This window comes from Campylobacter troglodytis, assembly GCF_006864425.1.
Taxonomy (GTDB): Bacteria; Campylobacterota; Campylobacteria; order Campylobacterales; family Campylobacteraceae; genus Campylobacter_D; species Campylobacter_D troglodytis.
Genome location: NZ_QHLI01000015.1, coordinates 14,997 through 28,861 on the forward strand (window position 1 = coordinate 14,997; position 13,865 = coordinate 28,861).

At 37.1% G+C, this 13,865-nt stretch carries 9 protein-coding genes and 1 pseudogene; 2 read left to right on the plus strand and 8 right to left on the minus strand.

The genetic code is table 11. The features are described from left to right. Positions 1-65: 65 nt before the first annotated feature. A complete protein-coding gene (locus DMC01_RS04600) occupies positions 66-5,435 on the minus strand; it encodes an alpha-2-macroglobulin family protein (protein ID WP_142693121.1) in 5,370 nt (1,789 codons plus the stop codon). A gap of 232 nt (positions 5,436-5,667) precedes the next feature. Here DMC01_RS04600 and DMC01_RS04605 point away from each other — a divergent pair, with 232 nt between their 5' ends. After that, positions 5,668-6,036, plus strand: a complete 369-nt coding sequence (locus tag DMC01_RS04605) for a diacylglycerol kinase (protein WP_142693122.1) — start codon at positions 5,668-5,670, stop codon at positions 6,034-6,036. Positions 6,037-6,053: 17 nt separating this feature from the next. After that, positions 6,054-6,536 (plus strand): crossover junction endodeoxyribonuclease RuvC, encoded by a 483-nt coding sequence (gene ruvC, locus DMC01_RS04610; RefSeq protein ID WP_142693123.1) that lies wholly within the window; start codon positions 6,054-6,056, stop codon positions 6,534-6,536. A 317-nt stretch (positions 6,537-6,853) separates the two neighbouring features. Here the strand turns inward: ruvC and DMC01_RS04615 are convergent, their stop codons facing one another. The 7 genes and pseudogenes from DMC01_RS04615 to DMC01_RS04645 all read right to left on the minus strand — a co-directional run bounded on the left by DMC01_RS04615 (position 6,854) and on the right by DMC01_RS04645 (position 13,775). Further along, positions 6,854-7,291, minus strand: a complete 438-nt coding sequence (locus DMC01_RS04615; protein WP_142693124.1) for a hypothetical protein — start codon at positions 7,289-7,291, stop codon at positions 6,854-6,856. Then, positions 7,288-7,626, minus strand: a complete 339-nt coding sequence (locus tag DMC01_RS04620; protein WP_142693125.1) for a rhodanese-like domain-containing protein — start codon at positions 7,624-7,626, stop codon at positions 7,288-7,290. Before DMC01_RS04620 ends, DMC01_RS04615 begins: the two co-directional genes overlap by 4 nt. Before the next feature lie 2 nt (positions 7,627-7,628). Continuing rightward, positions 7,629-9,470, minus strand: coding sequence for a molecular chaperone HtpG (gene htpG, locus DMC01_RS04625; protein WP_142693126.1), 1,842 nt, complete (start codon positions 9,468-9,470; stop codon positions 7,629-7,631). 369 nt (positions 9,471-9,839) lie between these two features. Beyond that, on the minus strand, positions 9,840-10,436 hold the full coding sequence (locus DMC01_RS04630; protein WP_142693127.1) for a DedA family protein: 597 nt from the start codon (positions 10,434-10,436) through the stop codon (positions 9,840-9,842). Positions 10,437-10,440: 4 nt separating this feature from the next. Then, positions 10,441-10,926: pseudogene (locus tag DMC01_RS16470) on the minus strand (methyl-accepting chemotaxis protein); the annotation flags it as partial. A 1,176-nt stretch (positions 10,927-12,102) separates the two neighbouring features. Next, entirely contained in the window at positions 12,103-12,336 is a 234-nt protein-coding gene (locus DMC01_RS04640; RefSeq protein ID WP_142693129.1) for a hypothetical protein, read from the minus strand. Positions 12,337-12,347: 11 nt separating this feature from the next. Further along, positions 12,348-13,775 (minus strand): DUF3373 family protein, encoded by a 1,428-nt coding sequence (locus DMC01_RS04645; RefSeq protein ID WP_142693130.1) that lies wholly within the window; start codon positions 13,773-13,775, stop codon positions 12,348-12,350. Positions 13,776-13,865: the final 90 nt, after the last annotated feature.

Below are 13,865 nucleotides of genomic sequence, written 5' to 3' on the forward strand. Positions count from 1 at the left end.
CCCAAACCGTGAATTTTAAACGCACAAAATCTTTAAAATCCACAGTTTTTTTATAAGCAGTGCAATTACTGCTCCACCGCAACAGCTTTTCCCTCACTTAAAGCCTGAAAACTATCATCATACATAGCCTCCACAAAAGCACCTGTAAGCGTGTATTTGCCCGGAGTTATGGCATTTAGCCTTATGTAAAAATCCTTTTTGTTATATAGGGCAAAAAACCACATAATTTTATCATCTCTTATGTCGATAAAATCATATTGTGAGCTTCTTGCAAAACTTGGGGCTTCATCGTTTAAAAGGGTATTTGCCACCTCCCAGCCACTTGGTAAGATTTGAGTTAAGGCGAGATTTTGAATTTCTCCAAAACTTCCATTTTGAGCCACGTTAAGCTTCATATAAAAAGCTTGTGAGCTTTTAAGTGCGTCCTCGCTTATTTCGTTGCCCCTTTCGTCAAAAAAGCTGCGAGTTATTGTAAGATTATTGCTAAAAGGCTTGGGGATTTCTTTTTTAATACCCTCAACTGCAAAGCTAGCAAATAAATCTTTTTGAGTTTTTATCACAGCCTTACCGCTTGTAAATTCAAGGCTTTGAACTGAGTTTTGCGCAAATTTCACTTCTTTGCCGTTTAAATTCACAGAAGCATTCATAGCCGCACCTTGCGTATTCTCATTTAAATCAAGCCCCAAAGCCAAGGCATAAAGGGCATAGCCAGCACTTTGAGTGGATAAATAAGCATCACTTTTTAAATGCGTTCCTAGCTCTTTTAAAAGCTCGCTGTGGTTTTTGCCATACACTATTTTATAGGCATTTGCTATGATAGCCTTATCGCGAAGGGCTGAGCCGTAGCTATATGAGTAATAATGCTTGTTTAAATTTGGCTCTGTGCTGGTGTTTCTTGCAATTTTTAAAGCGATTTCATCCATACCAGCTAGCTTGTAAGCAGCGGCAAGCTGCCAAAGGCTGGTATTATCAAGGCTTGATTTAAACTTCTCATAAAGCACATTCATAGCTGAGATGTTTGGTTCTTTTGCTAGGGCTAGCAAAAAGAGCGAATTTGCTTGATAAATCACCATTTCGTTTCTATTTAAAGCATTTTGCTTGACGAAGTTTTTCTCGTAATTTAGCCATCTATTATAAAGGCTTTGTGGCACAAAATATCCAGCGTCCTTGGCTACTAGTAAGAAAAGCCCAGCATAATTACTTCCCCAAATATCAGCCTCATTGCCACCTTGCCAGTAGGCAAAGCCCCCATTTGCTGTTTGAAAGCCACTAAATCTTGCAATGGCAGCGTTTATGTTGTTGATAATCTTTTGCTTATCTGCCTTGTAGCTGAATTTATCAAGGAAGAGCTGAGGCAAAACCGCACTTGTGGTTTGTTCTATACAACCATAAGGATAGCGAAGCAAGAAATTCAAGCGTTTATCTAAATTTAAAATGGGCGTTGGGCTAAGCTTTAAAATAGCCGCTGTGCTACCCCTTAAAAAGCTCTCATCAATGCCTACTTCCTTGCTCTCACCGGCTTTTATCACAAAGTCCTCACTAGCGAAGCTATAAGCATTTTTTGCCTTTATGTCTATCTCGCTTTGACTTTTATAGCTGTATTTTCCAGCCTTTAACTCAAATTCAAGCTCCTCAATGCCTATGTTTTCGTTATTTACTCTAACATCAAAATAAACATTTTGAGTATCCCCCTTGCTAAAATCCACGCTTAAAGTGTTTTTTTCAAGGCTTAAAAGTTTGTTTTTGCTTTTTATGCTAAGACTTGCATTTTTGACATTTTTATCTATTTTAAAAACCTGCACAAGTAGTTTAAACTCATCGCCTATTCTCAAACTTCTTGGCAGGGTTTCAAGCATAAGCACGGGAGCTGAGACCAAAATGCTTTTATCGCTAGCACCAAAAGCTCTCTCATTTGCACCCACAGCCATCACACGCACAGAGCCCATATAGGATGGCATTGTGAATTTCACTTTTGCAAAGCCGTTTTTATCCGTTTTCACAGGGGCTTGATAAAGAACAACAGGCTTAAATCTATCCGCTTGCTCATCCTCTTTGCTCTTTTTAGCGCGGTTTGCAGCACTCATCATTAGCATCCTATCTCCGCCCGTTGTTAGCACCTTTGCTACCTCGCCAAAGGTTTTGGCTATGATTTTATCATAGGTATCAAAGACCTTTAATTTAAAGCCTGTTTTTGCGTAAAAATACCCCCAAATATCCGGCGTTTTGAAATTTGTTAGGCTCAACAAACCCTCATCGACAATAGCCAAGGTGTAGGTATAAGGCTTTTTGTCGCTACTTTGAATTTCCACTTCAAACTCGCTTTGTGGTAGGATTTTCTCAGGTGCTTTTATGCTTAAATTCAGCTTGCTTTCGCTGTCTTCAACCTTTATAGGCACGACACCAAAGAGCCTTAAAGCCCTATCATTTTGCCAGCTCTCATACTCTTGCAGTAAGCTCACGCTCGCGTAGATATTTGGTGCGAAGTTCTTTTCGATAGCCACTTCAAATTCAGTGCTTTTATCCCTTGTATCAAGCACAAAGCGTTTGATAATGCCCTCGTTGTTGCTTAAAGTAACGAGTGCCTTGGCGTTTTTCGTGCTTTCAAATTCGATTTTCGCCTTGTCGCCTATTTTGTAGCTGGGCTTGTCGCTTTTGATCTTCAAGGCACTTTGAATGTCAGCACTATGAGGCTCACCCCAGGAGCTTATATAAAAGTTTTGTCCTGTGCTTACCCCACTTGCTTGATCTATTATTTCTATGAACATATCCCCGAATTTATCCTTGCTTTCAAAGTCTAAAAGCACTGGTTTATCAGCACTTGTTAGCTCTCCACTTGCAATTATTTGTGAGTTTTTATCCTTCTTTATAGAGCGCACAAAATCGCTGTAAGAATCATAATCCCACCACCAAGAAGCACGGCTTTGATAGATCTTGTATTCTAGCTTTTTGCCCTTTAAGAGCTTGTTTTGCAAGTCGCTTACTATGATTTCAAAGCTGATTTTATCGTTTGAATTTAGGTAATTATTTTCAAGCCTTTTGATGCCCACAAAATAATCATATTTTCGCAATTCAACATTTGCGACATTTTTTACACTTCTACCGCCCTTTTCAAAGACCTCTGTGCTTAGTTTTGCGTTAAAATTCAAGCCCTGAGCCTTTAAGATAGCACTAGCTAGCTCAAAGCTTGAAGCAAGCATTCCTTGCTCATCTAAAACCCCCTCATCCTCATCATCATCACTTCTTATGTAAAGGCTTGGATTTTCAAAAATATAGTTTGGATAAAGGGCGTTTGCAAAGCTTTTTTTGCTTACATAAAGCTTTGTTTGTGCCTTTAAGCCACTTGCAGGTGCACCAAAAAGGTATCTTGCAACAATGCTAAAATCAACAAGGCTTGTTTCATTTATATTTATAAACTCAGCCGTTTTAAGCTCTACTTCTATGCGGTTTGGAGCGACAGTTTGCACTAGAATCTTCTCATAAAAACTCTCCCCTGCAATGTCTAAAAATGCCTCATAAACGCCCGTTTCAGCCGCTTTATCTAGCTCAATCTTTGCATAAAACATACCATCGCTGATAGGCTCTAATTTTGCCTTATCAAAGCCGCTTAAAATCTTACCACGCGGATCTTTAACCGTCAAATTTATAGGGTGATTTAAAGCAGTTTTTTCGTTTTTGGCTACCACATTTAAATGAATAGTGTCTCCTGGACGATACACACCCCTTTCTGTGTATATGAAAGCCTTGATTTTGCCTGCATTCATAAGCCCACTAACATCAAAGCCATCAGTAGAAAGGGGGTTTGAGAGCCTTAAAATGCTCGCTTGCCCGTCTTTATGAGCTAGCAAAAATAGCACCTTATCATCGCTTGCCTCTAAAATTACCTCGCCATTGCTATCGCTTGTAGCCTCTGCAACAACTTGATTTTTCTTGCTAATCGCCTCTATTTTAACCCCACTTAATGCTTGCATAGTGGTAAAATCACGGACATTTACAAAGATTTGCTTATTTATACTCTCAGCACTTAAAGCCAAATTTGAGAAGATCAAATGCTTGCTAATCTCAGCCCTTTTTCTAAAAAACTCATACCTTTCATAATCTTCAATCTCGCTAAAATCATACTCCGTCCCCTTTTCATCAAATTTCAAAGAGACTATGAAAACCCCGCTTAAATCCTTGAGTGCGTCAAGTTGTATTTCATTTTGCGTCCATTGATTTTTGTTGCTAGCTATATCAAATTCACGCTCTAAGATCAAATCCCCTGTGTATTCTAGGGCTTCGCCCTCCCAGCCTATGATTTCGCTTTGTTCTGAGCTTAATTTTTTCTTGGCTTGGAAATTGCGGTAACGCAAATATTCTGCGAGATTATTTGCGTAAATTTTGTAAAGTTCTAATTTCACCTTTTTGACATTTAGGCTTTTAAAGGCGATTTTTCTTTGCGCCCCACTTGGCAAAAACACCCCATCGCTTGAAAAGGCAAGGCTTGGCTCTAAGTCAGAAAAGCTAACGGTTGCACTAAATTCTTGAGTGCTAACAGTTTTATCCCTTGCCTTTAAGCCCTGCATTACGCTTATCTCATAGCTTTGCCCTATGACAAAGCCCCCTACTAGCTTGATTGCGTTGCCACTGATGAGGGCATTAAACTCTACCTTTGGGCTTATGCGGATGAAATCTTTTATGTTTTGTTTATTATCAAGTTCTGTGTTAAAACTTAGCTCAATTTCCCTGCCCTTGCTTGTAGCAGCTTGAAGGACTAGCTCGTCTTTGGCGTTACTAAAATACTCAAAAGATAAATCCTTTTCAAGCCCTAAAGCCTTTTTAAAGACTAGGATCATATTTTGATTTTCCTCGCTAAGCTCAAACTCCTCGCTTTCTAGCACATAGAAATTTTCGCTATCGCTTTTGGTTATGATAAATTTAAGCTCCTTGCCATCCTTTTTAAGCACGATGTTTTTTTCATACTCCTCACCAAGATCAAAGCTTGACTCAAAGCTAGAAGCAAAGAAGGCTTTGCCCTTATAATCATAAAAATTTGCCTTCTTTATAAAAAGTTTAAGGGGGGCTGTTTTAAAATCTAGCTTAACAACTGTATCAAAGGTGTCAATGCTAAGCTTATATGTGCTGTTTGCTTTTAAGTTTAGATTAAGCTTTAAGGTGTTTGCTCTAAGACTTGCTGGAATTTGTAATTCTTTGCCATTTAGCTTTGTGGTGATTTTGCCATTTTTCAAAAGCTCATTTAGAGTATGTTGTTTAGAAAATGCCTCATCAAATTCAACAAAAAGTTCTTGTTGATGCTCTAAGATCCCACTAGTTTGAGCCCTCACATACTCGTTTTTCTTCTCACAAGCTGTAAATAATAAGCAAACAAAAAGCAAAACTATAAACTGTTTTGCCCTTAAAAGCCTTAAATTTAGATAAAAATTCAAAAAATTAAACATCTTTGATCCTTTGTAATGCTTGGTGAAATTATAGTATAAAATACACAAGCTTTTCAAACAAGATCCATTTTTTTAAGTATCAAGCCTTGTTTTTTGTAATGCTTTTTAGTGAAAAAATTTAACAGTTTATCAACTTGATAAACAAGATAAAACAATCTTTATAAAACTTTGTTAAAATTACAAAAATATTTAAGCTAAGATATTACAAGAACTAAATCACAAAAGAGTTTTAATGAAACCAAAATATAATCTTCTTTCTAATTGGCACTATGCTATGCAAGGACTCTTAGCTATGCTTAAAAATGAAAGATCCTTTCTCTTAGAGCTTATCTTCATAGTTCCAGCTCTTATTTTAAGCTTTTTTTTGCCACTAAGCCTAGAAAATCATCTTATCTTGGTGGGAGTTTTATTTCTCATACTTATAGCAGAGTGTATAAATTCAGCTATTGAGGCCTGTGTGGATCTAGTTACAAAAGATTTTCATCCAAAGGCAAAGATAGCCAAGGACTGTGCTAGTGCTGGGGTATTTTTAACTGTGGTTTTAGCCTTATTTAGCTGGGGTTTTGTGCTTTTTGATCTTTATAAAAAGAATTTGGGCTAAGCTATGAGGGCAAGGATATGAAGATCTTAGGCATAGATCCTGGCAGTAGATTTTGTGGATATGCGGTTGTGGAAACAAGGGGAGGCAGGGCTTCTTTGATCGAGGCTGGGCTTATCAAGATCAAGCCTAGCAGCTTGCAGTTTCAAATCACTGAGCTTTGCGAGGGGCTTGATCTGATCTTTAAGGCTCATAGCTTTGATGAGGTGGCGATTGAGGATATTTTTTATGCCTATAATCCAAAATCTGTTTTAAAGCTTGCCCAATTTAGAGGGGCATTAAGCTTAAAGATCCTACAAATTCACGGAGAATTTGCCGAATACACCCCCCTTCAAATCAAAAAAACAGTAACAGGAAATGGCAAGGCTACAAAGGAACAAGTGGCCTTTATGGTAAGAAGATTGCTTGGAATTCAAAAAGAAATAAAACCCCTTGATGTAACAGATGCCATAGCTGTGGCTCTAAGTCATAGCTTTCATCTCAGACTTAAAAAGCAAAGCTAAGATCTTTTTAAATGGGAGGTGGATTGCAGATTATGGATTACAAAAGATAGAATACGAAAGATATATTGAGAATTTTTTGGCAAGTTAAATTCACACAAAATTCAAAATCCCTTGTCGGTATCCCACAATATGTCTTTTGTAATCTGAATTTAAAACACCTTGTCGGTATTTCATAATATGTATTTTTTAACCTAAATTCAAAATCCCTTTCCAGCATTCCGTAAGCTATATTCCGTATTCCGCACAAAGAAAGCAAAAGCCTAAAAGCAGCAAAGCTAACTCTAAGCCCTCAACACAGCAAAAAACAAAAATTAAATTCAAGCCTTTTCTTGTAACTTCTTAAACTCAGCTAAAAGATCTTCTCTTAGCTCATCAGCTTTTTTTTCGCCGTCCTTAAAATGAGAAATTACCACAGCTTCAAGCTCTTTTAAAAAGCCAAAAAGCTCATTTTGCCAAATTTGATCATTTTTTTTGCTTAAATTCATAGTTTGTATGAAGATGAGTTTTCTAGATAGATCGCCTAGTTTTTCAAGGCATTCATTTTTTGTCTCATTATCCAATAAAACATTTTCAAAGCTTTGTGCTTGTTTTTTAAATGCCACGATTTTTTCGTTGATTAGATCGCAAAATTCAGGATAAACGCTAACCTTCACAGGCTCTAAAAGCGATTTTTCGTCTATGTTTAGCGTGAATTTTTTAACAGCAAAATAAAGCATCAAAAAGCTTAAAGCTGCTATTAAAAGATAAAAGATCATTTTAAGTCCCTATAAGGCACTGTTTTATAGCCCTGGGCTATTAAAGAGTGCATACCGCCCTTTAAATTCGTAGTATCAAGCCCTAGCTTTGATTTAATCAAATGAGTAGCCACAGATGAGCGGTGTCCTGCAGCACAAACAAAGGCTATTTCCTTGCTTTTATCTGCTAGCTTTTCAAATTTAGCCACAAAATCAGGATCAATTGAGCCATTATCAAGGGTCAGAGTAAGCAAGATAGCATCCTTAATCACACCGCTTTGTTGCCACTCCTCCTTTGTGCGAACATCAAAGATTTGATAGTCCTGCAAGATAGCCTCGTTTATGGGTTCGCTCATTATCAACTCAAAGCCTTTAATATGATCTTATTTAAGGCATTATTAAAGGCACTTGGCTCCTCAATGCCAACCCCCTCGCTTAACTTTGCCATACCAAGAACTATTTGAGCTAGATCTGGTGCGAAGGTCTCATTTTCTTTTAATTTAGCAAAAATTTCGTGCCTTGGATTTAGCTCTAAGATAGGCTTAACCTTTTGTTCTTGCCCCATTTGCTTTAAGAGCTGCTGCATAGCAAAATCTGGCTTATTTTTATCATAAACTATGCAACCTACACTCTTATCAAGCCTCAAAGTAGCTCTAACATCATCCACCTCGTCCTTTAAAAGCTCCTTGAATTTAGCTAGAAGTGGCGCAAAGGACTTTTGCTCCTCCTCGCTTAACTCCTCCTTGCTTTCTACTTGATTGATAGCTGTGAATTTTAGCCCCTCAAATTCAGGCAAACTTGGAGCTATGAGTGTATCTATCTCATCATCAAAGAGCAAAACCTCAATATCCTTTGCCTTGTAGCTTTCAAGTAGGGGCGAATTTCTTAACAGGGCTTCGTTATTACCTGTTAGATAAAAGATCTCTTTTTGCTCATTTTTTACACGAGCCTTATAATCAGCTAAAGAGTTTAAATCCTCATTTTTTGAGCTTTTAAATAGCATTAAATTCAACAAACTTTCCCTCTCAGCCCCCCAACCGTAAAGCCCTTCTTTTAAGACCTTGCCAAAGAGCTTGAAAAATTCTTTGTATTTGTCCTTGTCCTTTTCTTGTAGCTTTTTAAGCTCGCTTAAAATTTTCTTTACACTAGCTTCTTTGACGGCTTTTAAGATGATGTTTTCTTGTAAAATTTCACGGCTTACATTTAGGGGCAGATCCTCTACATCTATTATACCACGCACAAAGCGAAGATAGCTTGGCAATAATTCCTTATCATCATCTGTGATGAAAACCCTCTTTACATAAAGCTTTAAGCCGCTTTGATAATCCACTCTAAATAGATCAAAGGGCTGGCTACTTGGGATAAAAAATAAGGTGTTATACTCAAATTTGCCCTCGCTTTTAGTGTGAATGTGAAGCAGGGGCTTTTGAGAATCGTGAAAATTTTGCTCGTAGAATTTCTCATAATCATCTTGTTTTATTTTAGACTTATTTTGCCTCCAAAGTGCGGTGGCTGCGTTTATTTGCTCAATTTTAAGCTCTTTTTTAGGCTCTTTGCCCTCTTTTTTATCCTCCTCGCTTAAAAAAACAAGCTCTTCTTTTTCTAAAAAGATGGGAAATTGAATGTGATTTGAGTATTTAGAAATGATATTTTCAAGACGGTAGCTATTTAAAAACTCCTCATCCTTAAGATAAAGAGTGATCTTTGTGCCTTGCGTGTCTTTGTCAGCCTCGCTTAGCTCATAGCCTTTTGCATCTGAGCTCCACAAATAAGCCTTGTTATCAAGCACCTTGCGGCTTAAAACCTCCACCTTACTCGCTACCATAAAGGCTGAGTAAAAGCCAACTCCAAACTGCCCTATGAGCTGGCTGTCCTTTTTCGCATCCCCGCTTAAATTCTCTAAAAAGCTCTTTGTGCCGCTTTTTGCTATGGTTCCAAGATTATTTTGCAAGTCCTCCTTGTCCATGCCTATGCCGTTATCCTCTATGATGAGTGTTTTAGCCTTTTCATCGAATTTAAGATCTATGCGAGGCGTGAATTTAAGCTCCTTGTAAGCATCATCACTAACTGTTAAAAAACTTAGTTTATCAAGTGCATCGGACGCATTTGAGATAAGCTCTCTTAAAAAAATCTCCTTGTTTGAATAAAGAGAGTGAATCATAAGCTCTAAGAGTTGATTAACCTCGGTTTTAAACTGCATTTGTAATCCTTTTGTTGAATTTTTCGCTTTTAAAATTCAAGCTTTTTTAAGCCTTTGAATTTTAGCACCTTGCGTGAATTTGTTTTTGTAAAAAATTCACAAAAATTTTAAAAACCCACGGTTTTTAAAAAGCTTGTCTGAATTTTTTGGACTAATTTTAGGGCTAAATTTTTAATGCTTTGTGAATGAGAGGGCTTTTATAAGCCAATTAATTTATACTCTTAATCAAAGGCTTCATTAAAAAATTCAAGGCTTGTTAATTTAAGATCCTTAAAAAGCATTTTTGCAAGAAAGAAGAGCTTTTTGAAAAATTTGAAAAGACTAAGCTTTTAAAATTCACAAATATTTGACAAGGCAAAATTAATTTTGCTAAGTTGCTTTTTTTTTAAATTTGATGTAAAAAAGAAGTAAAAGTAGGACAAAGACCGCAAGGGCTATGATTATTTCTTGCAAGTAAAGCCTTAAAAGTTCCTCGTTTTCTCCAACAAAATACCCAAGTGCTACTAATATACTAACCCAAATAAGGCTTCCCAAGGCAGTAAAAAGGATGAATTTAAATAAATTCATCCTAACCAAACCCGCTGGCATTGAGATATATTGACGAATGCCTGGTAAAAGTCTGCAAGTAAAGGTTGAAAATTCACCGTGTCTGTTAAAAAAGGCTTCAAATTTAATAAACTTAGCCTCGCTTATGCCAAAGAATTTGCCCCATTTAAGCACGAAGGACCGTCCCCAAAAATAGCAAATATAATAATTTATCAAAGCACCCAAAACAGAACCAAGCACCCCACAAAACACAGCCACAAAGGCATTCATCTCGCCCTTGCTTGCCAAATATCCAGCAGGTATCATCACCACCTCGCTAGGAAAGGGTATAAAGCAGCTTTCAACAGTCATTAAAAGCACTATGCCAACATAGCCTAAGTCCTTAGCAAGATCAAGCACAAAGCTTATAAACTCTTGCAAACACCTAGCCCTTGATGATTTGATTTAGTAGCTTATCACTCTTTTCAAGCTCAACAGAGCGATTCATTACATCTGTAACTATTTGCATAGATTCTTTTAAAAGTCCGTCTATAAAGACCATAGAATCGATTATGCCCTTTGTTTGCTTTGAAAGGGTGATGGTTCTTGAGTTTTGCTCATTAATATTTACAACAACCTCATTTATGTGAATTTGGGTTGTTTGCAAGGCTTCTTGTGAATCAGAGCCATCATCTTCTAAATTCACAAGTATGCTTGAGTTTTCCTCTAAGGACTTGCTTATGTTTGTAAGATCGCTTATTACGCTTTTTATGTTATTGCTTATCTCTGTGATGCTATTATCCGTGCTTTCAGCAAGCTTTCTAACCTCATCAGCCACCACAGCAAAGCCTCGTCCATAATCTCCAGCCCTTGCTGCTTCTATGGCTGCGTTTAAAGCCAAAAGATTTGTTTGTTCTGCTACCTCGCTTATTAAGGAAAGGACATTGTTTATTTGAGCGACATTGTTTTGAAGATTGGAGATTTGATTATTAAGTGAGGTTTGACTTTCAATGCTTGATTTAAGCTGGTTTAAAAGAACGCTCATAGCATTTCCTGTTGTGTCTATGTGTCCCTTGCTTTCTTTGATCTTATCTTGGCATTCATTTGCCATGTTGATATTATCATCAAGCCCTGAGACTATGTTTTTACCTGTCTCAACGCTCTTTGAGGTCTTATCGCTAATGCCTGCTATGTGGCTTTGAAGCTGGGAAGAATAGCTACTTAGTTTTAGAATCTCTTGGGTGGTTTGCTCGGCTATTTCTATGATCTTATTCATCTTTAAAACAAAGGCATTTATGAATTTAGAAACAATATAAAGCTCATCTTGCTCCCCTCTTTTAATCTCCAAAAAGCCTCCCTTGGTGTCTTTAAGATAATGTACTATGACATTGGCATCTTTTTTGAATTTTCTTAGAATTTTCATAGCGATTAAAAAGATTATAAAGCTTACGGCTAGGGTGCATACAAGCACGGTTAAAACGATCTTAGCTGCTAGGTTTGCATCATCTTTTGAGTTTATAGCCTCAGCAAGATCAAGTATCATAGTGTAAAGCTCTTGGTCCATAGTATCTAAGGAGCTTGAAATATAATCTGTTCTTTCATAGGTCCTTTGTATCAAAGAATCAAAAATTTGCTTAAATATGCCTTGAAGCTCAAAGCCCATCTTTCTTACATCATTGCTTGATAAAACGCTTTCTATGTCATCGTGAAACTGCTTTAATATCTCATCTTCTTTTATAAAGCTATTGTTCCAGCTTTGTATCATTTGGGTGATGATTCTTTTAAGATTGGCATCATCTGGATTTAATAAGAGCTTGATTAAATTTGCATCCACAGTTCCCATAAATTCAAGCTGTTCTACTAGGTTTTCATTTTTTTTCATAGTATCTTTTGCACCAGCTAGTGATTCTACTGCATTAGCAAAGCCAGCATTGATCTTATAAGTATCCTCTTCAATATGAGAAACAAAGCTTAAAAAGATCGCATAAAAGATAAAAAACACAACACAAATGATTAAAACAAAGGCACTGATAGCTCCAAAGCTTAGATTAAGCTTGGATGAAATGCTAAGATTGGCTAATCTTTCAAACATAAATCTACCTTAACTTTACTTACCTGCATAAGAAGCTTGATTTGGATTATCAGCAGCCCCTGCTATTAAACACTCTTTTAGGGTTGAGGCATCTGCTTGATCGCTTACTCTATTATTTACCCATCTTTCGATTTGAGCCATTGTTTTTGAGGCTGGATTTGGTGCTTGATACTTTGCACTCAAAGCACCACAGTCAGCAGCTAGGATAAAAGCTGGAAAAATAAAAGCTATAAGAGTTAATCTTTTCATAAAAAACTCCTTTAAAATTTAACATTATAAGTAAGCATCAAGCTATCACTTATGCTTTCATAGCCATTTAGGGCATTTTTGCTTGATGCACCGCCTATTGGTAAGCCTCTGTTTGTCCATTTATTTTGTATGCGGGTGTAGCTTAGCCTAAAAAATTGATTTCTATCTATTTGGCTAATCACATACACATCATAGGCATGTCCTCTTGTAGCTCTTAAATTCAAGGGATCATTTATGCTAGATCTAGACATAGTATACCAATAACGAGAGCCATAGAAATACTCAGCACCTAGCTTGAAAAACTGAGAAAAATCATATCTTAAGCCTATGTGTCCAGCCCAAGCATTTTTTTCATTAAAGATCTTTTGAGTAGTGCCTGTATTTGTTAAACCTGTTTGTGTTTGTAGATAAATAGGTACATCCTTAGCATCAGATCCTTTCATATAGCTTATAGCACCAAAGTAGTTCAAGGGTAGATCAAAGATATTATAGGCTTCAAAATGAGCTGTGGTGGTATCTGTGGTGCCTAAATTACTAACTCCGTTTATGGCTAAGACACTATTTCCCCTAGTAGCCACAGCCACACGGTCAAAATAAACTGCTAGATCCTGCAAACGTACATAAGAAAGCATAAAGAGGTTGTTTGAAAGCCCTATGGAATCTAGTGGCAATTTACTTTCGGCTATGGCTATGTATAGATTTGAATCAGCCTTATCTCCCTTTGGAGCGCTCCAATCCCTTAAAATCCCAGAAGCCTCATCAAACTGATAAACCTTGCCATAACCTCCCCTTAAAGCAAAATGCAAATTTGACAAAAAGCTTGGCTTGTAGGTTAAAATGGCAGCATCGCCTAATAAATTCACAGTTAATGCTGGATAGGTACTTTGCCTTAGGGCATTGTTTCTAATATTAAAGCCAGGTCCTTCGGTTCCAGGTTGACGTCCTAGGGTTAAAACAAGCTCCTCACTAGCAAACAAATCCACATAAGCCCTTGTTACATAAAGCTGCTGTCCGCTTACTCTTGTGCTTCTTCCTGCTTCTATGTCTAGGGCGTGAGTATCATAGGTGGGATCCATCATACCCCAGTTCTTAGCCATAGACAGTCTTCCGTAGAATTTGGTGTAGTCGTTGATATTAGCTTGTATATTTAGGTTAAGCTCATTAGCCCATTTATTGTGTTGCCAATAGGCTTTGTTATGATTTGCATAAGAGCCAAGTCCGTTATTTAAGGCTTGATTTCTTGGACCCTTTAAGGAGATCCTTTGTTCTCCTACTCCAACTGTAAATTCAAGCGAGAATTTAAGCTTGTCAAGCCCTGCTTGAAATTCATTCTCATCCATCCTATCTTCTAGCTCAGCCACTCTTTGCTCAATGCTTAAAGGTGCTGCTGCTAAAAAGCTTGCTAGTAGGCAAGTTGCTACTGTAAATTTAGTCTTCATTTTTCATCCTTTCCTTAGGCTAAATCGTCATTTTTTAAATTAAAATTATAACAAAAAAAAAAAAAATAAAACTAAAATTAAGATAAAAAT

What these genes read in the sequence shown, in the direction of transcription:
- DMC01_RS04600 (WP_142693121.1), bottom strand. Translation starts at nt 5,435, where the DNA reads ATGTTTAATTTTTTGAATTTTTATCTAAATTTAAGGCTTTTAAGGGCA.
- DMC01_RS04605 (WP_142693122.1), top strand. Translation starts at nt 5,668, where the DNA reads ATGAAACCAAAATATAATCTTCTTTCTAATTGGCACTATGCTATGCAA.
- ruvC (WP_142693123.1), top strand. Translation starts at nt 6,054, where the DNA reads ATGAAGATCTTAGGCATAGATCCTGGCAGTAGATTTTGTGGATATGCG.
- DMC01_RS04615 (WP_142693124.1), bottom strand. Translation starts at nt 7,291, where the DNA reads ATGATCTTTTATCTTTTAATAGCAGCTTTAAGCTTTTTGATGCTTTAT.
- DMC01_RS04620 (WP_142693125.1), bottom strand. Translation starts at nt 7,626, where the DNA reads ATGAGCGAACCCATAAACGAGGCTATCTTGCAGGACTATCAAATCTTT.
- htpG (WP_142693126.1), bottom strand. Translation starts at nt 9,470, where the DNA reads ATGCAGTTTAAAACCGAGGTTAATCAACTCTTAGAGCTTATGATTCAC.
- DMC01_RS04640 (WP_142693129.1), bottom strand. Translation starts at nt 12,336, where the DNA reads ATGAAAAGATTAACTCTTATAGCTTTTATTTTTCCAGCTTTTATCCTA.
- DMC01_RS04645 (WP_142693130.1), bottom strand. Translation starts at nt 13,775, where the DNA reads ATGAAGACTAAATTTACAGTAGCAACTTGCCTACTAGCAAGCTTTTTA.